The sequence below is a fragment of the Kitasatospora sp. NPDC127111 genome, assembly GCF_042677465.1.
GTDB lineage: Bacteria > Actinomycetota > Actinomycetes > Streptomycetales > Streptomycetaceae > Kitasatospora.
In genome coordinates this window covers 1-22,029 of record NZ_JBHXTG010000110.1, presented here as the reverse complement: position 1 = coordinate 22,029, position 22,029 = coordinate 1, and the positions used below count along the sequence as shown (strand labels likewise).

16 protein-coding genes are annotated in these 22,029 nt (G+C 75.4%); 3 read left to right on the top strand and 13 right to left on the bottom strand.

Annotated features, from left to right (window positions below):
• Positions 1-48 precede the first annotated feature (48 nt).
• The 6 genes from ACFVHB_RS37615 to ACFVHB_RS37590 all read right to left on the bottom strand — a co-directional run bounded on the left by ACFVHB_RS37615 (position 49) and on the right by ACFVHB_RS37590 (position 5,875).
• The gene (locus ACFVHB_RS37615; protein ID WP_380331743.1) at positions 49-1,311 is read right to left on the bottom strand and encodes a hypothetical protein; all 1,263 of its coding nucleotides are present in this window, start codon (positions 1,309-1,311) and stop codon (positions 49-51) included.
• A 70-nt stretch (positions 1,312-1,381) separates the two neighbouring features.
• The gene (locus tag ACFVHB_RS37610) at positions 1,382-1,924 is read right to left on the bottom strand and encodes a SigE family RNA polymerase sigma factor (protein WP_380331741.1); all 543 of its coding nucleotides are present in this window, start codon (positions 1,922-1,924) and stop codon (positions 1,382-1,384) included.
• A gap of 91 nt (positions 1,925-2,015) precedes the next feature.
• Positions 2,016-3,257, bottom strand: coding sequence for a type VII secretion-associated serine protease mycosin (gene mycP, locus ACFVHB_RS37605; protein WP_380331738.1), 1,242 nt, complete (start codon positions 3,255-3,257; stop codon positions 2,016-2,018).
• A gap of 100 nt (positions 3,258-3,357) precedes the next feature.
• Positions 3,358-3,651 (bottom strand): WXG100 family type VII secretion target, encoded by a 294-nt coding sequence (locus ACFVHB_RS37600; RefSeq protein ID WP_380331735.1) that lies wholly within the window; start codon positions 3,649-3,651, stop codon positions 3,358-3,360.
• Between the two features lie 75 nt (positions 3,652-3,726).
• A complete protein-coding gene (locus tag ACFVHB_RS37595) occupies positions 3,727-4,017 on the bottom strand; it encodes a WXG100 family type VII secretion target (protein ID WP_380331732.1) in 291 nt (96 codons plus the stop codon).
• 181 nt (positions 4,018-4,198) lie between these two features.
• The gene (locus tag ACFVHB_RS37590; protein ID WP_380331729.1) at positions 4,199-5,875 is read right to left on the bottom strand and encodes a type VII secretion protein EccB; all 1,677 of its coding nucleotides are present in this window, start codon (positions 5,873-5,875) and stop codon (positions 4,199-4,201) included.
• 307 nt (positions 5,876-6,182) lie between these two features.
• On the opposite strand from ACFVHB_RS37590, the gene eccE reads away from it, so the two are divergent.
• The 3 genes from eccE to ACFVHB_RS37575 all read left to right on the top strand — a co-directional run bounded on the left by eccE (position 6,183) and on the right by ACFVHB_RS37575 (position 10,861).
• The gene (gene eccE / locus ACFVHB_RS37585) at positions 6,183-7,448 is read left to right on the top strand and encodes a type VII secretion protein EccE (protein ID WP_380331726.1); all 1,266 of its coding nucleotides are present in this window, start codon (positions 6,183-6,185) and stop codon (positions 7,446-7,448) included.
• Complete coding sequence (locus ACFVHB_RS37580) at positions 7,448-8,218, top strand: hypothetical protein (RefSeq protein ID WP_380331723.1); 771 nt, start codon at positions 7,448-7,450, stop codon at positions 8,216-8,218. The genes eccE and ACFVHB_RS37580 overlap by 1 nt, the downstream gene beginning before the upstream one ends.
• A gap of 195 nt (positions 8,219-8,413) precedes the next feature.
• Entirely contained in the window at positions 8,414-10,861 is a 2,448-nt protein-coding gene (locus ACFVHB_RS37575) for an AAA family ATPase (protein ID WP_380331720.1), read from the top strand.
• Positions 10,862-10,946: 85 nt separating this feature from the next.
• On the opposite strand, the gene ACFVHB_RS37570 is transcribed toward ACFVHB_RS37575, so the two are convergent.
• The 7 genes from ACFVHB_RS37570 to infB form a co-directional block, all read right to left on the bottom strand.
• Positions 10,947-11,891, bottom strand: a complete 945-nt coding sequence (locus ACFVHB_RS37570; RefSeq protein WP_380331717.1) for a bifunctional riboflavin kinase/FAD synthetase — start codon at positions 11,889-11,891, stop codon at positions 10,947-10,949.
• A gap of 66 nt (positions 11,892-11,957) precedes the next feature.
• Positions 11,958-15,833, bottom strand: coding sequence for a serine protease (locus tag ACFVHB_RS37565; RefSeq protein ID WP_380331714.1), 3,876 nt, complete (start codon positions 15,831-15,833; stop codon positions 11,958-11,960).
• 303 nt (positions 15,834-16,136) lie between these two features.
• Positions 16,137-17,066 (bottom strand): tRNA pseudouridine(55) synthase TruB, encoded by a 930-nt coding sequence (truB, locus tag ACFVHB_RS37560; protein WP_380331711.1) that lies wholly within the window; start codon positions 17,064-17,066, stop codon positions 16,137-16,139.
• Between the two features lie 37 nt (positions 17,067-17,103).
• Entirely contained in the window at positions 17,104-18,207 is a 1,104-nt protein-coding gene (locus ACFVHB_RS37555; protein WP_380331708.1) for a bifunctional oligoribonuclease/PAP phosphatase NrnA, read from the bottom strand.
• Positions 18,208-18,209: 2 nt separating this feature from the next.
• Positions 18,210-18,653 (bottom strand): 30S ribosome-binding factor RbfA, encoded by a 444-nt coding sequence (gene rbfA, locus ACFVHB_RS37550; protein ID WP_238741323.1) that lies wholly within the window; start codon positions 18,651-18,653, stop codon positions 18,210-18,212.
• 153 nt (positions 18,654-18,806) lie between these two features.
• A complete protein-coding gene (locus ACFVHB_RS37545; protein ID WP_030289887.1) occupies positions 18,807-19,103 on the bottom strand; it encodes a DUF503 domain-containing protein in 297 nt (98 codons plus the stop codon).
• Positions 19,104-19,260: 157 nt separating this feature from the next.
• Positions 19,261-22,029, bottom strand: a 2,769-nt coding sequence (gene infB, locus ACFVHB_RS37540) for a translation initiation factor IF-2 (RefSeq protein WP_380331703.1), incomplete at its 5' end; no start/stop codon positions are given.

Here is a 22,029-nt window from a genome sequence, read left to right as displayed (position 1 = left end):
GGGCTCCCCCTGGCCCGGGGCACTGCCGCGTCCGCGCCCGGACGGGCCCTACTTCTTGGGCTTCCACTCCGGGCTGGCGGCGATCGCCCGCAGCTGGTCCAGGGTGAGCAGCGGCTTGCCGCCCGGCCCCTGGGCGGCCAGCACGCGCAGGTTGCCCGGGTGCAGGACGTCGGCCATCGGCGTGCCCTTGGGATCGGCCGTCCCCGGGCCGTACAGCTTGAGCCGGCTCCCGTCGGGCAGCGCGGTCGAGCCCTCGAACAGCTTCTCCGTCGACTGGTCCGGCACCACCTTCTGCACCCGCAGGACCAGCGATCCGGTGGCCGACCCCTGGGCCAGCTGGACGTCGGCGAAGATCTCGCTTCCGGTGATCTTGGTCACCGTGACCCCGGCGGGCAGCAGCCGGGCCAGGATCGCCTGACGGTCCTGCAGGGACAGGCCGGTGTCCTGCTCGACGTAGTCGACGCCGTCGTACTGGACCGCGGCGGCGATCCGGTCCCAGGCCTTGTCGGTGACCACGGCCTTCAGCTGGTCCAGGGTGAGCGGCGGGTTGGGGCGGCTGTCGGGCGCGCCCTTCTCCTGCGGCGCGTTCCACTCGCTGATCGTGATCTCCCGGCCGTCCGTCCCGGTCAGCACCGCCAGCCACTCCTTGGTGTCGGCGCGGTGGTCCGGGTACTCGTAGCCCTGGCTGAGGTAGAGCTTGGAGCCGTCCGCCAGCGTGGTGGCCGAGCAGGAGTCGATCCGCGCGACCTTCGGGTCCGGGCAGCTGCGGGCCGGGTCCTGGCCCTTGCGGTGCTTCTGGATCCCGATCGAGATCAGCGCCCCACCCCGGCCGTCGTCGAACACCAGGTCCGCCCCCACATAGGTGCCCTTGTCCGCCGCGTCGTCCGTGCCCCGGCCCTTGGCGTCGGACACCTTGCCCTCGGGCAGCAGCGACCGGAAGGTGGCGAGCACCTCGTCACCGGTGATCACGGGACCCGCCGAGGCGGAGGACGGGGCCGACGCGGTGGCGCTCCCGGTCGCGGTGGCGGTGCCGCTCGCGGTGGCCGGGGCGCCGCCCGTGCCCGAGGCGGCCGCGGTCAGCACCGTCCCGGCCGGGGAGCCGCTCCCGCCGGAGAGGTACACCGCCCCCGTGCCGACCAGGGCCAGCGCCGCCGCCCCGCTCACCACGGCGGCGGCCGAACGGCGGCGCCAGCGGCGGCGGCCGCGGGCCAGGCCGGCGGTGGCCAGCGGCGCCGTCTCGGTGCGGAAGCCCTCACCGGCACGGGTGAGGGCGTAGAGAAGATCGTCCTCGAACTTGTCCTGTCCGGACATGGGTGATCACCGTTTCTTTCGGTCACGGGATGGGTCGGTGGACGGGCGCCCGCGTTCGACGGGCAGTGGCTCAGCAGGCGGCGAGTTCGGCGAGCGAGTCGCCGAGCAGGGCACGCAGCCGCCCGAGGGCCCGGGTCGTCCGGGTGCGGACCGCGCCCGAGGAGGCGCGCAGCACCTCGGCGGTCTCCTCGACGCTGCGGTCCTCCCAGTAGCGGAGCACCAGCACCGCCCGGTCCTTGGCGGACAGCCGGCCGAGCGCGTCGAGCAGGGTCAGCCGCAGCGCGCTGTCCGGCTCGGCGCCCGCGGGCTCGGGCAGTTCGCCGGTGGGGCGTTCGCCGCTGGAGCGGCGGCGCTGCTGGGCGAGGAAGGTGCGCACCATCACGGTGTGGGCGTACGCCCCGGGGTTGTCGATGCGGTGCCGCCCGCCGGTCCACGCGCTGCGGCGCCACAGCACGTACATCCGGCTGAGGGCCTCCTGGACGAGGTCCTCGGCGTGGTGGGTGTCGCCGCTGGTCAGCAGGCAGGCCGAGCGGTACAGGTGCCCGGTGCGGCTCGACACGAGTTCGACGAACTCGGTGTCCCCGGCCTCACGTGTGCCACCGATCCACCCCATGCCCCGCGCTCCCCGCTCGCTTCTCGTCGACACCTCTTGGATGCGGTGAGCGCGGCGGGATGTTACACGCGGGTGGGAGGAGTTTCCGGGCTCAGTTCGCGGGGCGCCGGCGGTGGTCGCGCAGCACGATGCCGCCGCCGATGAGCAGCGCGACGAGCAGGGCGCCGATGCCCAGCACGTAGGTCGCGGTCCGGCCGTCACGGTCGGCCTGGGTCTCGCCGAGACCGACCGGCTGCGGCACGATCGCGGCGGCGGCCAGCGGCAGCGGGGGGTCCTCGGTGGCCGCCTCCGGCGCCACCTCGGGCGCCTTGGTGACGGCCTTCACCGGGTCGACCACGCCCCAGCCGACGTACTCGTTCGCCTTGCGGTCGGTGCGCTGGGCGGTCTGCTCGATCCAGGCGCGGACCTGCCGGGCCTTCCACTTGGGGTGGGCGCCGACCAGCAGCGCCGCCAGGCCGGCGACGTACGGCGCGGCGAAGCTGGTGCCGTTGTCCACGCACTGGCCGCCGTGCGGGACGGTGGAGAGCATGTCGACCCCGGGCGCCGCGACGTCCACGAAGTCGCCGTACTGGGAGAAGGGGGCGCGCTCGTTGTTGCGGTCGGAGGCGCCGACGGCGAGCACCGTGGGGAAGGCCGCGGGGAAGGTGTCGCCCTTCTTGCCGTCGTTGCCGGTGGAGGCGACCACCACGACGTCCTTGGCCTCGGCCGCCTCGACCGCGGCCTTCAGCTCGGCGTACCCGGCGAACTGGGTGTTGCCGGCGCCGCGCACGTCCTGGGAGATGTTGATGACCTTGGCGCCCTTGTCGAGCGCCGTCTGGATCGCCGCGACCAGGGTGTGGACGTCCCCGCTGCCCTCGGCGTCGTTCTGGCGGATCGACAGGATGGTGGCACCCGGAGCGAGTCCGACGAAGCCGGTCACGTCGCTGCGCGCGGCGGCGATGATGCCGGCCACCTTGGTGCCGTGGCCCACCGGGTCGGTCTTGGCGCCGCCCTCGGGCTTCTGGCCGTCCTTCTCCTTCAGCAGCATGGCGCCTTCGACGACCCGGTTGGCGAGCTGCGGGTTGGTGTCGTCCACACCGGTGTCGATGACGGCGACGGTCACGCCCGCGCCGGTGGTCCGGCCGTCCTGCCAGAGCTCGTCGAGCACCATGCGCTGCAGCGACCACGGCACCGCCTGGACGTTCTGCGCGGCCTTCGAGCAGTCGCCGGCGGCGGCGATGCCGGGTCCGTCCGCGTACGCCGGGGCGGCCAGCGGACCGCCGAGCACCGCGAGCGCGGCCACCGTCGCCGCGGCCTTCCGGTACCTGACTCCGGACACCCTGCCACCCCTCATGTCGTCCACCCCGTGTTGCGCGCCAGGGGCGGGTGCCCGTGTCCCGGGCACCCGCCCCTTCGGCGGAGTCACTCGCGCCCCTGGCGGGGCTCAGGCTCCGTCAGCCCCAGAGGCTCTTGTTCTTGTTCTCGGTGCTGTTGTAGCTGTCGGCCGCGTGGTCCAGCGAGGTGGCGATCTTCGCCAGGGTCTCCTGGAGGTGGGCGGCGCGCTGGTCCCACTGCGCCTGGTGGGCGCGGTAGCCCTCCTGGGCCACACCGGTCCAGCTGTGGGCGATCTTGGTGACGCCGGACTTCAGCTCGTCCAGCTGGGCCTTGATCTGGTTGGCGGTGTTGCGCACCTGCGAACCGGCGTTACGAACGGTCTCGAAGTTAACGAGAATCTGACCGTCGGACACAACGTCTCCTTGTCGGGGTGGCGACGTCCGCCCTCAGTGAGCGACGTCGGTAACTGTCCTTGCAGAGAGCGGGGATCAGCCCTTGAACGCGGCCTGCTGGTCCGCGTCGGTCTGCGCGTACTGCTTGGTCGTGACCTCGATCGCTTCCTTGATCTTGCGAAGCGAGTCGTTCAGCAGCCGGGCGTCCTCGTTGAAGTCGGCCTGCAGCTTGCCGTACGCGGTGGCGGCGTCACCCTTCCAACCACCCTTGATCGAGTCGACCAGCGCGTTGAGGCTCTTGATCTCGCCGTCGATCTTGCCGATGACCTCGTCCATGTGCTTGGCGAAAGCCAGCATCTCCTGAGCGGTCGTCGTGAACTGACCCATGCTCTACCGTCCCCCATGAGACAGACATTGTGTCCGGACGGCCCGAATCCGGCCGTTCCGTGCATCACGGTTGTGATGTCCTGCAGCACTGTAGTCGGCACACGCAACTCACCCAACACCGGGCGACGGCTAGTTACCAGACCATGACACTGAGGCCAATTCCGTTGCCGGACGCGGACGATCACGCGTTCTGCTGCTGCGCCGCGCTCTTCGAGTTCAGCGCCGGACCGGCCGGAACCAGGTTCGACCAGACCTGCGGCACCGGCACCGGCTGCAGGCCCCCGTAGCCCAGCCGGGCCTGGTTGCCGCCGGTCTCCTCCTGCTGCTGCGGTGCGGCCGGGTCGGTGGGCTGGGCCGACGGCGTCTTCGACGCGGTCGGGCTCGGCTGCCCGGGCGCCGGGGTCGCCGCACCGCCCTTGCCGCCGGTGCTGTTCGCCGGGACCGCGTAGCGCAGACCGGTCTCGGTGATCAGGTAGTCGCTCCCGGAGCCCTCCGCCCCGTTGTCCAGCGCGCGGTAGAACAGGCCCAGACCGGGCGTCACATGGGCCGAGACGGCGCCGCCGCCGTACTGCACCGGGTAGTCCGCGCCCACCCAGACGCTGCGGCGGGGGGTCTTGCCGTCCTCCGCCACGCCGTCGTAGGTGCTGCAGACGACCGTCCGGGCGTCCTTCGGGGCCTGCCAGTTGTTGGCGGGCGCACCGGTCTTGGTCGGCCAGTCCTTGCCGCCCTCGCCCATCAGCGGGGTGTCGCTCTTCAGCTTGGAGTGCTCCGCGGGCGTGATCCGGTCGACCCGGGGCGTCTTGTCCGCGTCCTGGTTGTAGAGCGGCTGCAGCGCCGGGTTCTGACGGATCAGGTCGGCCTGGAACGGGGTGATCAGGTACAGCCGGTCCTTGCCCACCACGTAGAAGCGGTCGTCGAACCGGACCAGCCGGCCGATCTTGCGGTCCTGCGCGTTGTCCAGCGCCACCGAGGAGTTGGGGCCCTTGACGTCCGGCACCAGCCCGTCGATCTTCGGGAAGACGATGTCGCTGCCGGTCGCCAGGGTGTCCACCCATTCCCGCTTCACCCGCTGCGGGACGGCGTTCGGCCCGAAGATCGCGCTCATCAGCGGCGCCTTGGCCTCGTCCGGCTCGTTCGGCGCGAGCGCGTGCTTGCGACCCTTCGAGTCGACCAGGAAAAGCTTCAACTTGCCCTGGCCGGCGGCTGGCTGACCGGCGCTCGGCTGCGTGGAGACCTGCTGCTCGTCGACCTGCTGCACCAGCAGCGCCTGGTCGACGTCCAGCACGCGGTCCTTGGCCGCCAGCTTCTCGGCGTCGGCCCCGCCCGCCACGAACACCGCCTGGTTGACGGTCTCCTGCTTGTCGTCCGAGCCGGGGCGGTCGCACACCGACCACTTCATCGCCTTGCTGACGTTGTCCTTCGTCGGCAGCTTGTCCGGCGCGTACGGGATGCCGATGGCCGGGCCGTGGTTGGGGTACTTGTCGAGCACCTCGTCCGCGACCACCACGACCTTGGCGTCCGCCGGCAGCACCAGCCGCGCCGAGGCCATGTTGAGCACCTGGTGCAGCCGCTTGGTCTTGCCGTCCGGGTCCGGCAGCACCACGTACCGGGTGGTGCTCTGCTTGCCCTGGATGACGTTCTTGCCGTCGTCCCAGCCCACCGGCGCACCGGGCTTGAACACCCCCCAGACCGCGAACCCGCCGACCACCAGGGCACCCACGAGAACGCTCGGCAGGACCGCCTTCACCGGCCGCGGCGCGTCCTCGTCACTACCGCCGCCGCTGGGCAGCAGGAAGGCCCCGACCGTTCGCTTGCGGGCGAACGTGTACGCGTTCAGCTCGTCCCGGCGTGATGCCATGCTCGTCGTCTCCCCTGTCTGACCGACATACCCCGTGGTCCGCACCCGCCGGGCGAGCCCAGGCTCGAACCCTCTACGATGCGGCAGCAGACGGTGAGTACGGTACGGGTACGGTTCGCGAACCGGCCAACCGGGCCGCGACAACTGATCAGAGAGGGCCACTCGGGGGATGCCAAGCCAGACCGCTCCAGGGCGCCGCAGCACGGCACAGGGCAGGGGGTCGCGCCGGTCCGGCCGCCGGGATCAGCGCGATCCCGGCCCCGCCGCCGCGCCCTCGCCCGTGCCCGCCGGCGGCCCCGGCGACCCCGTGCCCGTCCGCGTGCACCCCCGGCCGGGGCTGCTCGGCGGCCGGCTGAAGCTCCAGCAGCTGGTGCTGGTCGAGGTCGCGGTGGCGCTGGTCGCGGTCGGCTGGACCATCAACAAGATGATGGTCGGCGCCTTCGGCGCGATCGGGCTGGCGCTGGTCGTCCTCGCGCTGATCCCGCTGCGCGGCCGGACCATCCCCGAGACGCTGCGGGTGCGCGCCGCCCTGAAGGCCCGTCGCAAGCGGGCCCGCACCAACGTGCCGCCGGTCGGCACCGACCCGGCCGTCGCTCCCGCGCTGGAGCTCGAACCGGCCCTGCGCACCTGCACGCACGCCACCGAGACCGACTTCGGCGGCCGCCCGATGCGCCGTGAGACCGGCATGGTCGGCGACGGCACGTTCCTCACCTCGGTGCTGCTCGTCCAGGCGAAGGACCAGCCGCTGCGCCCGGCCCGCACCGCGCTGCCGCTGCCGCTGGACGTGATCTGCTCGGCGCTGCGGGTGGACGACATCTCGCTGGAGTCCGTCCAGGTGGTCCAGCACACCCAGCCGGCGCCCGCCCAGCACCTGCCCGAGCAGTCGCTGGCCGCCCGCGCCTACCAGGAGCTGCCGGACGGCACCGCCACCCCCGGCCTGCGGCTCACCTGGGTCGCGCTCAAGCTCGACCCGGAGCGCGCCGCCACCGCCGTGCGGGCCCGCGGCGGCGGCGAGGAGGGCGCCCGCAAGGCGCTGCAGCGGGTCACCGACCAGCTGGCCGGGCGGCTCAACAGCGCCGGCTTCAACGCCACCGTGCTCGACGAGCGCGAGCTGATCGCCGCGCTGGCCATCTCCACCTGCGCCAACCCGCGCTCCGTGGCGGGCCGTCAGGGCACCGGCAGCGGCGGCGGCAGCGGCCGCCGCACCCAGGAGAGCAACCGGTTCTGGCGGATCGACGACCGCTGGCACAGCACCTACTGGATCTCCCGGTGGCCGCAGCTCAGCCGCCCCGGCGGCTCCCCCGGCCGGATCGCCGCGCCGGACCTCGTCAACCTGGTCACCGGCTCGCCCGCGCTGGCCAGCACCTTCAGCCTGACCGCCGGGCACGGCACCGGCGGCTCGGTCACCATCAGCGGCCACGTCCGGGTGACCGGGCGCAGCGAGAGCGAGGTGGCCCAGGTCGGGCGGCTGGTGGAGGCCCGCGCGCAGAGCGCCGGCCTCGGCCTGACCCGGCTCGACCTGGAGCAGGCCCCCGGCATGCTCGCCACCCTGCCCCTGGGAGGTGCTTCCTGATGGCGTACCAGACCTATCCGGCCCCCGCCCCGCAGCCCGGTGCCGAGCAGCCCCGGGTGCGGCCCCGCATCCTGCCCGGCTTCGGCCTGCGCGGCCCGCGCCGGGAGAAGCACGTGCTGACCGTCGAGGACCTCGGCGCGCTCTCCTTCCCGGTCGGCGACGACGGCGTGCTGATCGGCGAGGACGTGCAGAGCCGGCAGCCGGCCGTGCTCGGCCTGTTCCGGCCCAACTCCTACGACCTCGTCCTGGTCGGCGGGGTCTGGACGGCCCAGATCATCGCGCTGCGGGCGGCCGCCACCGGTGCCCGGATCGCCGTCGAGACGGCCCGCGCGCACCTCTGGGGCCCGATGGCCCAGGCGGCGGGCGGCGGCCAGCCGTGCGTGACGATCCACCAGGTCGGCCGGCTCGGCCCGCAGGGCGCCTCGGTCAACTCGCCGGTGCTGGTGGTGCGCGACCTCGGTGTGCGCCCGCCGCGCAGCCGGCTCTCCGCCGCGCCCTGGCAGACCACGCTGACCCTGGTCCCGTACCTCGGCCCGAACGCGGCCCGGGTGCTGAACTCGGCCGACCTGGTCGGGGTGCAGCGGGTGTCGCCGCAGGAGGCCGAGCTGATCGGCCGGGTGCTCTCGCTCGGCCCGCAGGAGGTCACCGCGCTGCCCACGCTGACCGACGACATGACGCTCTGGACGACCCGGATGCGCCGCCAGTACGTCCGGGCCATCGCCGGGCAGGCCGAGCAGCAGGTCCTGGGCGGACCGCGCCGGATCGACTGACGCCGGGCCCGCGCCCGCGTCGCCGTCCCGGCCGCCGCCTCGCCGGTGGCCGGACGGTGGCGGGCCGCGCCCCCGGTTCCCCGCCGCTCCCCCGGCGAGATGAGACTCCGCCTTCAACGGGGGGTGCTGCACGGCCTAGTCTTTGATGCGGCAACGGCACCGCGGAAAGCGGCGGCGAACACGAGGGAGCCCAAGGTGAGCAGCGATCGGGACGGCGTCTACGTCGGCGACAACGCGGCGGAGGACGACGACGACTGGTCCGACGCCCCCGACTACACTCCCCCGTCCTGGTACGTGCAGACGGAGGCCGCCGCGGCTCCGGCCGCTCCGGTGCCGCCCGGGCCCGCGCCCGGTCCGGCGGCGGGACCGCCGGGCGGGGCGGGTGCTCCGGCCGCGGCCGCACCGGTGGGGGGACCGGGGGCGGCGGCACCTGTTCCGGCGCCCGGGCCGGCACCCGTTCCCGCGTCCGGTCCCGCGCCCGGTCCCGCGCCCGCCCCGGTGAGCGAGCCGGTGGCCGCTCCCGGGCCCGCGGCCGCACCCGTCCCGGCGCCGACCGTGCTGGCCGTGCCGCCGGTCGCCGCTGCACCGGACGGCACGGCGGTGCCGCCGCAGGCGGTCGCCGCGCCCGCTCCGGCGGCGGTCCCGGACCAGGCGGCCGCCCCGGCCGTGGCGTCCCCCGAGCCGGCCCCGGAGGCGGCGGCGGTGCCCGCGCCCGCCACGCACGTCGAGGCGCAGCACGTCCCGTTCGTCGCGCCCCCGGCCGACCTGGCCGCGGCCGCGCCGGTGCCCGCGCCGGAGCAGCAGCAGGCTCCGGCCCAGCCCTGGCCGCCGACCGACCCGACGGCGCAGCAGCAGCCCGGCCCGGCCCCGCAGCACGCGCAGCCGCAGCCCGGCCCGGCCCCGCAGCACGCGCAGCCGCAGCCAGGCCCGGCGCCGCAGCACGCGCAGCCGTACCCGGACCCGCAGCAGCAGCCCCAGGCCTACCCGGACCCGCAGCAGGCCGCCCAGCCGCAGGCCCAGCAGCCGTACCCGCAGCCCGCCCAGCCGCAGGACCCGCAGGCCCCGGCCTGGTCCACCCCCCAGCAGGCGACGGCACCGCAGGCCGCACCGGTCGACCCGCGGCAGGCCGGCTGGCCGCAGCCGAACGCCTACCAGCAGCCGCAGGCCCCGCAGGCCCCGCACGATCCGCAGCAGGGGCAGCAGCCGCAGCAGCCCGGCCCGGCCCAGCCGTGGCAGCAGCAGGCGCCGCAGGCCCAGGCGCCGGCCGCGTTCCAGCAGGCCGCCGCCCCGCAGCAGACCGCGCACGGCGCGCCGCTCGGCTACACGGCCGCCGTCGAGCTGTCCTCGGACCGGCTGCTGCGCAGCCAGCCGAAGCAGCAGCGCCAGCAGCCGCGGTTCCAGTTCGGCGGGAAGGCCGCCGCGGCCGAGAAGTCCCGCAAGCTGGAGATCATCCGCACCCCGGTGCTGAGCTGCTACCGGATCGCCGTGATCAGCCTCAAGGGCGGCGTCGGCAAGACCACGACCACCACCGCGCTCGGCGCGACCCTGGCCAGCGAGCGCCAGGACAAGGTGATCGCGATCGACGCCAACCCGGACGCCGGCACCCTCGGCCGCCGGGTCAAGCGCCAGACCGGCGCGACCATCCGCGACCTGGTGACGGCCATCCCGCACCTGCGCAGCTACATGGACATCCGCCAGTTCACCTCGCAGGACCTGCACTCGGGCCTGGAGATCCTGGCGAACGACGTCGACCCGGCCGTCTCGACCACCTTCAACGACTCGGACTACCGCCAGGTGATCGACGTGCTGGGCCGCCAGTACCCGATCATCCTGACCGACTCCGGCACCGGCCTGCTGTACAGCGCGATGCGCGGGGTGCTGGACCTCGCCGACCAGCTGATCATCGTCTCCACCCCCAGCGTGGACGGCGCCTCCTCGGCCTCCACCACGCTGGACTGGCTGTCCGCGCACGGCTACGCCGACCTGGTGCAGCGCAGCATCACGGTGGTCTCCGGGGTCCGCGAGACCAGCAAGATGATCAAGGTCGAGGACATCGTCGCGCACTTCCAGACCCGCTGCCGCGGCGTCGTCGTGGTGCCCTTCGACGAGAGCCTGGCGGCCGGCGCCGAGGTCAACCTCGACATGATGCGGCCCAAGGTCCGCGAGGCGTACTTCGACCTGGCCACCCTGGTCGGCGAGGACATCATCCGGGCCCAGCAGGCCGCCCAGCAGTCCGGCTGGCAGCAGCAGGCGCAGCAGCCCGTCCAGGCTGCGGGGCCGTACCCGGGCCAGGCGCAGGCGTACGACCCGCAGCAGCACGGCTACCAGCAGCAGGCCCAGCAGCAGCCCTACCCGCAGCAGCAGGCGCAGCAGCCCGGGGCGCAGCCGGGCCAGGGCGGCTACCCGGGCGGCCAGCCCGCGCCCGGCGCGCCGTGGGCCCCGCAGCCGGGGCAGGCCCCGCCGCCCCCGCCCGGCTACGGCTACCCGCAGCCCGGGGCGCAGCCGCCGCAGCAGGACTGGCAGCAGCAGCCCCAGCCGCCGGCCGGGTACGGCTACCCGCAGGCGCAGCCGCAACCGGGTGCGCAGCCGCCCGCCGGGTACGGCTACCCCCAGCCGCAGCCGCAGCCGCCCCAGCAGCAGTAGCAGGAGCAGGAGCGGGCACGTGACAGGGCCCGCCGGCCGTCCTCGGTTCCCAGACGGCCGGCGGGCCCTGTCGCGTCGGGCGGTGTCAGCCCACGTCGGTCAGTTCGCGGGCCCGCTTCACGTCGTCGGCCATCCGGTCCAGCAGCGCCTCGATGGACTCGAACTTCTCCATCCCGCGCAGGTACGCCAGGAAGTCCACGGCGACGTGCAGCCCGTACAGGTCCAGGCCGACCCGGTCGATCGCGTAGGCCTCGACGGTGCGGGTGGTGCCGTCGAAGGTCGGGTTGGTGCCCACCGAGATCGCGGCGGGCATCCTCTCGCCGTCGGCCGTCAGCCAGCCCGCGTAGACGCCGTCCGCCGGGATCGCGCTGTGCGGCACCGTCTCCACGTTGGCGGTCGGGTAGCCCAGTTCACGACCGCGCTGCGCACCGCGCACCACGATGCCCTCGACCCGGTGCGGGCGGCCCAGCACCTCGCCGGCCCCGGTCACGTCGCCGGCCGCGACCAGCCGCCGGATCAGCGTGGACGAGAACGGCTCGCCGTCCCCGGCCGTCCCGCGCACCTGCAGGTCGACCACCTCGACGCCGCAGTCGGCCGCCCGGCCCAGCGCGGCGAGCAGCTCGACGTCGCCGGCCGCGCGGTGCCCGAAGCGGAAGTTCGGCCCCTCGATGACCAGGCAGGCGTGCAGCGCGTCCACCAGCACCTGCCGGAAGAAGGTCTCCGGGGACTCCTGCGAGAACTCCGCGGTGAACGGCAGCACCAGCACGGCGTCCACGCCGAGCGCCTCGATCAGCTCGGCGCGGCGCGGCTGCGGGGCGAGCAGCGGCGGGTGGCTGCCCGGGCGGACGACCTCGCTCGGATGCGGGTCGAAGGTCACCACGACCGAGCGGACGCCGAGTTCGCGGGCGCGCTCGACCACCCGGTTGATGATCAGCTGGTGTCCGCGGTGCACACCGTCGAACGAGCCGATGGTGACGACGCTGCGTCCCCAGTCACCGGGGATCTCCTCCAGGCCACGCCAGCGCTGCACCCTGACCGCTCCTTGTTCCGTACGGCGCGTACCTTCTGTACGCTCAAACGCTCAAAACCCGAACCCCTATAGCGTGCCATGCGCCTGCCCCTGCTTCGGCACCGGAAGGCGGGTTGCGCGCACCACCGGGGGCGGGGCCGCGCCGGCCGGTGTGCGAACGGCCCCCCGATCGTTCTCGGGCGGAGCCCCGGGCGCCGTCCCGGGCCCCGCGGTGTGCCCGGTCTCACGCCCGTCCGCCGGCCGCCCGGCCTCGCGTTCGGCCTCCGCCGCGGCGTGCCGCGGGTCGCGTCCGGCCGCCGCCAGCGCCCGCATCCGGGCCAGCCGGGGCCCGCCGGGCGGGACCGGCCAGCCGTCCTCGGGCCACCGCGCCAGCAGCAGCGCGAACTCCGCCGAGCGGCCGGCGCAGCGCACCAGCAGCGCGTCCGCGTCCGGCAGCCCGGCCGCCGCCCGGGCCAGCACCGTCCGGGCCCGGGCCGGCCGCTCGGCCGCGCAGTGCCCGGCCAGCCGCTCGACCACGGCGGTGAGCACCTCCGGGTCGCCCTCGGTGGCCAGCACGGTGTCCAGCAGCTCGCACCGCACGGCGTCCGCGACGGCCTCGGCGACCGGCACCGCCAGCACCTCGGCGAACGGCCGGCGGACGGCCGCCGACCGGGCCGCCAGCGCGCTGCCGAGCAGCAGCCGCAGCTCCAACCGTGCTGCCGGCCCCTCGGCCGCCCCGCGCGCCAGCCGGCGGCCCAGGTAGTCGACGGCGACCGGGCCGGCCACGCCCGGGTGGTCCCGCAGCAGCCGGGCCGCCAGCTCGGCGCCCCGCCGGCCCACCGCCGCGGCCGGGGCGTCGGCCAGGACCCGCAGGATCCCGGCGACCGGCGCGCCCGGCCGCTCCAGCCGGTCCGCGAACGCGGCGAGCACCGGCTCCGGGTCGCTCTCCAGCGCCGGGGCCAGCGCCCGCGCGGTGAGGAAGCGGTCCTCACCCCCGCGGTAGCGGTCGAGCGCCGACGGCAGGTGGGCGGCCCGGGTGGCGCCGTCCCGGAGCAGCAGCGCCAGCGCGGCGCCGTGCAGGCCCGGCTCCTCCTCCCGGGCGAGCAGGGTCAGCGCGGTGAACCGCAGCAGCTCGACGCCGGCGCCCCGGGCGTGCGGAGCTACCCGCAACGCGTGCACGGCGGCGGCGACATGACGCTCGGGCCGCGGGTCGTGGCTCCACCGGTCCACGGCCCGGCAGAGCGCGGAGGGCTCCTCGGCCGCGAGGACGGTGAGCAGCGCGTCCGCCCGCGGGTGCGCCGCGTCGGCCAGCGCCTCCGTCAACTCGTCCAGGGCGAGGGCGCGGTGGGCGTACAGCAGGTCGTGGGCGAGGTCGGCGACGGTGGTGCCGGGGCGGCCGGGCAGACCGCGCGGGTCCGAGAACCAGTCGCAGAGCAGCGGCAGGACACCGGCCGGGTCGGCGCGCAGCCGGCCGGCGACGGCGCTCAGGAACGGCTGCGCGGGCCCGTCCGCGGTCACCAGGCGGCGCAGCAGCTCCAGTTCGTGGCCGGCGGGCAGGCCCAGGCCGGTCCAGAACTCCGCACCGAAGCGGCCCAGGCCGTCCGCCGGGAGCCGTTCGAACCCGCCGGCCGCCGGGGCGACCTCGGCGATCCGGACGGCCAACTGGGCCAGCAGCGCCCGGTGTTCGGCCAGGTCCGGGCTGGCCGCCAGCCCGGCGACCAGCAGCCGGCCCGCCCACCAGCCGGGCTCGCTGCCGGGCGGGCGCAGGTCCAGCGCCCGCCAGATCCGGTGCAGCCACGGGTCCAGCGCGGGCGCGCCCCAGGACTCCGCCAGCTGCCGGAGCGCCGCCGCCACCGGGCCGACCCGGTGGTGCGGCACCGCCCGGTCCGCCCCCGGCCGTCCGGTCCCCGCTCCCGCTACCCCGCCGCCGGGGGGCACCCCCGGCCCGGCCGCAGTCGGGGGCGGCGTGTCCTCGACCTCGCCGAGCAGCAGCCGCAGCGCCGCGTCGAGGTCCAGGTGCAGGCCCTGCAGCCAGTCGGAGAACTCGCCGTGCGCCGGCCGGTACCCCGCCCCGGCGGGCACGAACAGGCCCTCCGCCAGCACCGCCGCCGCCCAGCCGCCCGCCACCGGGAACAGCTCCTCGAACGCCACCCGGCCGAGCCCGCCCTGCTCACCCCCCAGCATCCGCCGGGCCGCCTCGTGCACCCGGCCCGCCACCGCCGCGGCCAGCCGCCGGACCCGGCCGTGCGAACTCCTGGCCGGGCGCCCGGCACCCCGGCGGTGGGCGCCCGGCCGCCGCGGCCGCCCGCCGTCCACGAGCCGCTGGGCCACCCGCAGACAGCGCAGGTCCAGCTGCGCCGCGAACAGCTCGCCCCGGCACGGCGGCTCACCGCGCAGCCCCTCGGCCCACAGCTCCCCGGCCAGCCGTACCGCCAGCGGGTGCCGGGCGTCCGCCGGGGCGGGCCACCCCGGCGGCAGCCCGTACCGCCGCCGCACCCGGTCCGCGGCCTCGGACGGCAGCGGCCCGAGGCGGTGCACGGCGAGGGCTCGGCGGCAGCGGCACGGGCCGCCGGCCGCCCCGGGGGGCGGCGGGCCGGGGGCGGCGCCGTCCGGTAACGCGCCGGCCGGGCCGGCCGGCGCACTCCACCACTCTCCCGCTCCGCACCCGGCCGCGCCCACGTCCGCCCGGCACCCGGCCGCCCCGCCCCACGGCGACTCCCCGTCCGGGGCCAGCCGCTGCCAGGCCTCCTCCCCACAGGCCGTCAACAGCCGCGCGCCGACCGCCTCCAGCCACGCCCCGGCCGCCCCCAGCCAGGCCGCGTCCAGCGGCGCGGGCGCCTCCTCGGGCCCGTCCAGGACGACCAGCAGCGGCCGCCCCGCCGCCGCGCAGAGCGCCGCCACGGCGTCCGGCCCGGGCGACGGCGGGCAACCCAGCGCGGCCGCCGCGGCCCCCAGCGCGCGCTCGACCGCGTCGGCGAGCGGGACGTCCTCGGCCCGCAGGTCGGCGCCGCGCAGCCAGAGGGTCGGCAGCGGCCGGTCCCCGCCGGCACGCCGGGCGGCGAGGGCCGCGAGTTCGGTGGTCCGGCCGGAGCCGGGCGCGCCGACCAGGGCGGTGACCGTCGCGGTGGGTTCGTCCCCGGCCAGGCCGTCCGGGCGGTCGACCCGGTCGGCGGCCAGGGCGGCCACCCGCCCCGGGCCCGCGCTCGCCGCCGCCAGCTGGGCGGCGGCCAGCCGCAGCACGCCCGCCGGGTTGAGCGCCGTCCCGTACGCGGGGACGCCGACGGCGTTCCGCGCCAGTGCCTCGGCCAGCTCGGGGGCGGTCTTCGCCGCTCCGGAGCCGTTCGCGGGGACGGCGGTGAGCGCGCCCGCCCGCTCGGGGGCGCGCAGCGCCGGCGCGACGACGGCGACCACCGCACCGCTGCGGGGGTCCAGCACGGGTGCCCCCGCCGGGACGGCCACCGCGCCGCCGACGACGGGCGGGTCGAGCAGCAGGACACCACCGAGCAGGTGGAAGCGCTCCGACGGCGGCGGGCCACCGGCGGGCCGGTCCGGCACGTAGACCGCGCCGGTCGCGCCGAGGACGCCGCAGCGCAGGGCCACCGTCCGCCCGTCCTCGCCGGTCGGCGCGGGCAGCACCACGCCCCGGCCGGTGAGCACCCCCGCCACGCCCGCGATCGGCAGCGGCGGCACCGGGAGGCCGCCGACCCCGTCGGTCCGCAGCAGGGCGAGCCCGTGCGCGGGCAACGGCAGGACGCTGTCCGGGCCCAGCACGCGGGTCTGCCCGCCGGGGGTGTGCAGGACGATCCGGCCCAGGCCCGCGACGCTCTCGTGGGCGGTCAGGACGGTGCCCCGCGGGTCGGCGACGAAGCCCAGCCCGCGCAGCCGTCCGTCCAGGTCGCGGATCCGGACGAGGAAGCGCCCCGGATCACCCGCCGCCTCGTGGCCGTCCAGGAATCCCGGCATGTCGCGCAGCCCTCCCCGCAGGGCCGGGCGGCCCGGGCGGACGCGTCGCGGCGACCTGCTCGCCGCCGGGGAGCCTGCCCGCCGGCGGCGCGGTGCGACCACGCCCGCGCCGCTCACCACCGCCGTTCACCTCGCGCGCTCCCCCGCACGGATGAACCTGCTCAGGTGCCCGCGGGTGCCCCGCGCGAGTGATCTCCGCCGGCCCCCGCCCCCTCGGCACCCCGGACGCGGCGAGCCCCCCGGCGTCCCGGGGACGACGGGGGGCTCCGGCTCCGCGGCGGAATCAGCCGGGACGAGACGGGATCAGCCGACGAAGACCGCGACCGGCTTCGCCTGACCGCCCTTCTCCTCGACCAGCGCGAGGAACCGGTCGTCCGGCCCGAACACCGCGATCGGCCCGTCCACGCCCAGCCCCGGCGCCTTCAGCCGGGCACCGTGCGAGAGCTGCTTCGCCTGGTCGGCGTCGAGGTCCCAGCGCGGGAACGCCGCGGCCGCGGCCGCGCCGATCGGCAGCACCTCCAGCCCGGTGGCGGCCTCGCCGTGCACCGACTCCTCCAGCTGCTCCAGCGTCCGCGCGGACTCCACCCCGTACGGGCCGACCTTGGTGCGCCGCAGCGCGGTCAGGTGACCGCCGACGCCGAGCCCGGCGCCGAGGTCGCGGGCGAGCGCCCGGATGTAGGTGCCGGAGGAACACTCCACCGTGACGTCCAGGTCGAGCACCGGGGTGCCGTCCTCGGCGACGGCCGTGCGGTACTCGTGCACCGTGAAGGAGTGCACGGTGGTCGGCCGGGCCGCCAGCTCGAAGTCCTCGCCCTCGCGGACCCGCGCGTACGACCGCTTGCCGTCGATCTTGATCGCGCTGACCTTCGACGGCACCTGCATGATCTCGCCGGTGAGCGCGGCGATCCCGGCCTCGACGGCCTCCCGGCTCACACCGTCCGCCGCCGTGGAGGAGGTGACCTCGCCCTCCCGGTCGTCGGTGACGGTGGTCTGGCCCAGCCGGATGGTCGCCTCGTACGTCTTGGCGGTGAGCATCAGGTGGCCGAGCAGCCGGGTCGCCCGCTCGACGCCGATCACCAGCACGCCGGTGGCCATCGGGTCGAGCGTGCCGGCGTGGCCGACCTTCCGCGTCCCGGCCAGCCACCGCAGCTTGGCGACCACCCCGTGCGAGGTGATGCCCTCCGGCTTGTCGACGATGACCAGGCCGTCCGGACCGGTTCCTTTGCGCTTCATCTGTTCTTTTCTGTGGAAGTGATCAACGGGCGGGTGATCAGCCGACCGGCCGCAGCGCGCTGCGGAACCGCTCGACCACGGCCGCCACGTCCTCGCGGGCGGAGAACCCCGCCGCGTAGGTGTGCCCGCCCCCGCCGAGCTCGGCGCAGGCGGCCGCGACGTCCACCGCGCCCTTGGAGCGGGAGGAGCCGCGCAGGGTGCCGTCCGGGTCCTGTTTGAGCACCAGGGCGACCTCGGCCTCGGCCGGCCGGCGCAGGATGTCGATCAGGCCCTCGATCTCCTCGACGGTGACGCTGAACAGCGCGAGGTCCTGGTACGGCACCCAGGTCCACACCAGGCCCAGGCCGCCGGCCGCGTCGGGCTCGTAGACGGCCCGGTCGAGCGCGCCCGCGAGCACCTTGAGGTAGCCGAAGGAGGAGGTGTCCCACAGCTGCCGGGAGATCAGGTCGTGCCGGATGCCGGTGGCCAGCAGCCGGCCGGCGAACTCGTGGGTCGCGGGCGTGGTGGCCCGGTACTTGAACGAGCCGGTGTCGGTGGCGACCCCGGTGTAGAGGCAGGTGGCCAGGTCCTGGTCGAGCTCGACGCCGAGCCGGCGCAGCAGTTCGTCCACCAGCACGGCGGTGGCCGGGGCGGTCGGGTCGATCAGCTGGTGGGTGCCGAAGCCCGGGTTGGAGGCGTGGTGGTCGATGACCACCAGCACGGGCGCGGCGAAGGCCTTGTCGTGCAGCAGGCCGAGCCGGCTCTCCGCGGCCACGTCGAAGCAGAGCACCAGCTCCGGGGTGTCGGGCACCTCGGAGGCCGGCACGATCAGCTCCTGGCCGGGCAGGAAGGCCAGCGACTCGGGCACGATCTGCGGGTCGTCGCCGAAGGAGACCCGGACTTCGTGGCCGAGCCCGCGCAGCGCCAGCCCGGCCGCCAGGGCCGAGCCGAGCGCGTCGCCGTCGGGGCAGATGTGGCAGATCAGGTCGATCGAGCCGGTCCGGCCGATCTCCGCGACCACCTGCTGCCAGACCAGCTCGAAGCCGCTCTCCTCGGCGCGTGGCGCCGGAAGCACCGCGAGGGCACCCTCCACCGTGCTGGTGGAGGACGCCCCCGTGGTTGCTCCGGCTGCCGAACCGGCGGCCGCCGGCTCACCCGCCATGACTACTCGTCCTCGTCGTCACGCTCGGACGCCGGGACCTTGTAGGGGTCGGCGTCACCGGCGTAGGTCGCGCCCGCGGCGGTGGTGCGCACCGCGGCGTCGATGGCCCGGGCCCGGTCGAGCAGGTCGTCGATGTTCCGGGCGTTCTCCGGCAGGGCGTCCGCGACGAAGGTCAGCGACGGGGTGAAGCGCACCCCGGTCTGCTTGCCGACCTCGGAGCGGAGCACGCCCTTGGCGCTCTCCAGCGCGGCGGCCGTGGCCTCGCGCTCGGTCTCGTCACCGAAGACGGTGTAGAAGACGGTGGCCTCGCGAAGGTCGCCGGTGACCCGGGTGTCGGTGATGGTCACGAACCCCAGCCGCGGGTCCTTGATCCGCCGCTCCAGGGTCTGGGCGACGACCACCTGGATGCGGTCGGCGAGCTTGCGCGCCCTTGCGGTGTCGGTCACGTTGCCTCCTCGTGCAGTGGGCCGGATACCCGGGCGTGCTGCCTGCCCGTCGGGGCCCACGCCCCAAAGTACCGGCCCGCGCCCAGCCTTGTGGGCGCTCTCGGTCCTGATCTGTGTGAGAACGGCGACTCCCGCCGGTCCGTTCCGCAGACCTCATTCATCGTCGTCGTTGTGGTAGCGCCTCCTGGCGGAGAGCAGCTGAACCTCGGGGCGGCCGGCGACCAACCGCTCACAGCTGTCCAGGACCTCGGTGACGTACCCGGCTTCGCCGGAGACCACCGCCAGGCCGATCTCGGCCCTGCGGTGCAGGTCCTGGTTCCCGGTCTCGGCAGCGCACACGCTGTACTTGCGCTGCAGTTCGGCCACGATGGGCCGCACGATCGAACGCTTCTCCTTGAGCGAGTGGACGTCGCCCAGCAGCAGGTCGAAGGTGAGTGTTCCCACGAACATGTATGACAGGTCTCGCCGACCTGGAAGGCCTCGGGGACAGCCCTGAACCGGGCTGGTGCCAACCCGGAACCGGGCTGGTGTACGAGGACCCTACACAGCGAGACCGGGGCCGGTCGACGGGAATTCCACCCGTCGACCGGCCCCGGACACCACTCGCTTACGCGCGCGGCTTCTCGCGCATCTCGTAGGTCTCGATGATGTCGTCGACCTTGATGTCGTTGAACGAACCCAGGGTCACACCGGCCTCGAAGCCCTCGCGGACCTCGGTCGCGTCGTCCTTGAAGCGGCGCAGACCCTCGATCGAGAGGTTCTCCGCCACGACCTTGCCGTCGCGCAGCAGGCGGGCCTTGGCGTTGCGGCGGATGATGCCGTCGCGGACCAGGACACCGGCGATGTTGCCGAACTTGGAGGAGCGGAAGACCTCGCGGATCTCCGCGGCGCCGAGGCGCACCTCCTCGTACTCCGGCTTGAGCATGCCCTTGAGGGCGTTCTCGATCTCCTCGATCGCCTGGTAGATGACCGAGTAGTACCGGACGTCCACGCCTTCCTTCTCGGCCGCGGCGCGCGCACGGCCTTCGGCGCGCACGTTGAAGCCGATGATGATGGCGTCCGAGCCCATCGCCAGGTCCACGTCGGACTCGGTGATGGCACCCACACCGCGGTGCAGGACCCGGAGCTCGACCTCCTCGCCCACGTCCAGCTTGACGAGGGCGTCCTCGAGGGCTTCCACCGAACCGGAGACGTCACCCTTGATGATGAGGTTGAGCTGCTCGATGGAGCCGGCGGCGATGGCCTTGTCCAGGTCCTCCAGGGACACCCGGACCCGACGCTGCGCGAAGGCGGCGTTGCGGTCGCGGGCCGAGCGCTTCTCGGCGATCTGGCGGGCGGTGCGGTCCTCGTCGACGACGATGAAGCTGTCGCCGGCGCGGGGCACCGAGGTCAGACCGAGCAGCAGCACCGGACGGGACGGGCCGGCCTCGGTGAGGCTGTTGCCGTTCTCGTCCAGCATCGCGCGGACGCGGCCGTAGGCGTCGCCCACGACGATCGAGTCGCCGACGCGGAGGGTACCGCGCTGGACGAGCACGGTCGCCATGGCGCCGCGGCCCTTGTCGAGGTGGGCCTCGATCGCGATGCCCTGCGCGTCCTGGTCGGGGTTGGCCCGCAGGTCGAGCGAGGCGTCCGCGGTCAGGACCACGGCCTCCAGCAGCTGGTCGATGTGCAGACCCTGGCGCGCGGAGATGTCGACGAACATGGTGTCGCCGCCGTACTCCTCGGCCACCAGGCCGAACTCGGTCAGCTGACCGCGGACCTTGGTCGGGTCGGCGCCCTCGACGTCGATCTTGTTGACGGCGACCACGATCGGCACACCCGCGGCCTTGGCGTGGTTCAGCGCCTCGACCGTCTGCGGCATGACACCGTCGTTGGCCGCGACCACCAGGATCGCGATGTCGGTGGACTTGGCACCACGGGCACGCATGGCGGAGAACGCCTCGTGACCCGGGGTGTCGAGGAAGGTGATCGGGCGCTGCTCGCCGTTCACCTCGGTGACGACCTGGTAGGCACCGATGTGCTGGGTGATGCCACCGGCCTCGCCCGCGACCACGTTGGACTTGCGGATCGCGTCCAGCAGGCGGGTCTTACCGTGGTCGACGTGACCCATGACGGTGACGACCGGCGGGCGCGGGGCCAGCTGCTCGTCGCCGCCCTCGTCGGCGCCGAAGTCGATGTCGAACGACTCCAGCAGCTCGCGGTCCTCGTCCTCCCGGCTGACGATCTCCAGCTGGAAGCCCATCTCGTCGGCCAGCAGCTGCAGCGTGGCGTCGGAGACCGACTGGGTCGCGGTGACCATCTCACCGAGGTTGAACATGACGGAGACGAGCGCGGCCGGGTTGGCGTTGATCTTCTCCGCGAAGTCCATCAGCGAGGCGCCGCTCGACAGGCGAACGGTCTGGCCGTTGCCGCGGGGCAGCATCACACCGCCGACGGACGGGGCCTGCATGGCCTCGTACTCCTGGCGCTTCGCCCGCTTCGACTTGCGACCACGGGCCGGACGGCCACCGGGGCCACGGCCGAAGGCACCCTGCGTGCCACCACGGGCACCCGGGCCGCCGGGACGGCCGCCGAAGCCACCCGGACGCGGACCAAAACCGCCGCCGCCACCCGGGGCACCGCCACCGGGACGCGGGCCGCCGAAGCCACCGCCGGCCGGACGCGAGCCCGGACCGGCCGGACGGCCCTGGAAGCCGGGACGGGCGCCGCCCGGAGCACCGGGACGGCCGCCGGGGCCACCCGGGCCACGGCCGCCGGGGCCCGGACGCGGGCCCGGAGCCGGACGCTGCGGCATCATGCCGGGGTTCGGACGCGGCATGCCGGACGGGGACGGGCCGCCGGGACGCGGACCGGCCGGACGGGGCATGCCGTCGGGACGCGGGGCACCACCCGGACGGGGGGCACCGGCACCCGGGGCGCCGGGCGCACCCGGACGCGGGGCACCACCGGGGCGCGGCGCGCCGGCACCGGGGGCACCGGCCGGACGCGGACGGTCGCCACCCGGACGGGGGGCACCGGCACCGGGGGCACCGGCCGGACGCGGACGGTCGCCACCCGGACGGGGACGCTCGCCCTGGGCACCCGGAGCGGCCGGACGCGCACCGGGCGCGGCCGGACGGCGGTCGCCGGGGCGGGCCATGCCGGTGGCGCTGCCCGAGGTGAACGGGTTGTTGCCCGGACGCGGGCCGGCCGGACGCGGGCCCGGACGGGCGCCGCCGGCGGCGGGCGCCGCCGGACGCTGGGCCTGCGGGGCCGGGCGCTGGGCCTGGGTCTCACCGGCCGGGGCCGGGGAGGAGAACTCGGCCGCCGGAGCAGCCGGGGCCGCCGGAGTCGCGGGGCGGGCCGCCGGGCGCGGGCCCGGGGTCGGCGCGCCCGC

Bases quoted from the DNA above. Each gene is read 5' to 3' on its own strand.
- ACFVHB_RS37595 (WP_380331732.1), bottom strand. From the start codon at position 4,017: ATGGGTCAGTTCACGACGACCGCTCAGGAGATGCTGGCTTTCGCCAAG.
- ACFVHB_RS37565 (WP_380331714.1), bottom strand. From the start codon at position 15,833: ATGCCGGGATTCCTGGACGGCCACGAGGCGGCGGGTGATCCGGGGCGC.
- ACFVHB_RS37610 (WP_380331741.1), bottom strand. From the start codon at position 1,924: ATGGGGTGGATCGGTGGCACACGTGAGGCCGGGGACACCGAGTTCGTC.
- ACFVHB_RS37545 (WP_030289887.1), bottom strand. From the start codon at position 19,103: ATGTTCGTGGGAACACTCACCTTCGACCTGCTGCTGGGCGACGTCCAC.
- truB (WP_380331711.1), bottom strand. From the start codon at position 17,066: ATGAAGCGCAAAGGAACCGGTCCGGACGGCCTGGTCATCGTCGACAAG.
- mycP (WP_380331738.1), bottom strand. From the start codon at position 3,257: ATGAGGGGTGGCAGGGTGTCCGGAGTCAGGTACCGGAAGGCCGCGGCG.
- ACFVHB_RS37615 (WP_380331743.1), bottom strand. From the start codon at position 1,311: ATGTCCGGACAGGACAAGTTCGAGGACGATCTTCTCTACGCCCTCACC.
- ACFVHB_RS37555 (WP_380331708.1), bottom strand. From the start codon at position 18,207: ATGGCGGGTGAGCCGGCGGCCGCCGGTTCGGCAGCCGGAGCAACCACG.
- ACFVHB_RS37590 (WP_380331729.1), bottom strand. From the start codon at position 5,875: ATGGCATCACGCCGGGACGAGCTGAACGCGTACACGTTCGCCCGCAAG.
- ACFVHB_RS37580 (WP_380331723.1), top strand. From the start codon at position 7,448: ATGGCGTACCAGACCTATCCGGCCCCCGCCCCGCAGCCCGGTGCCGAG.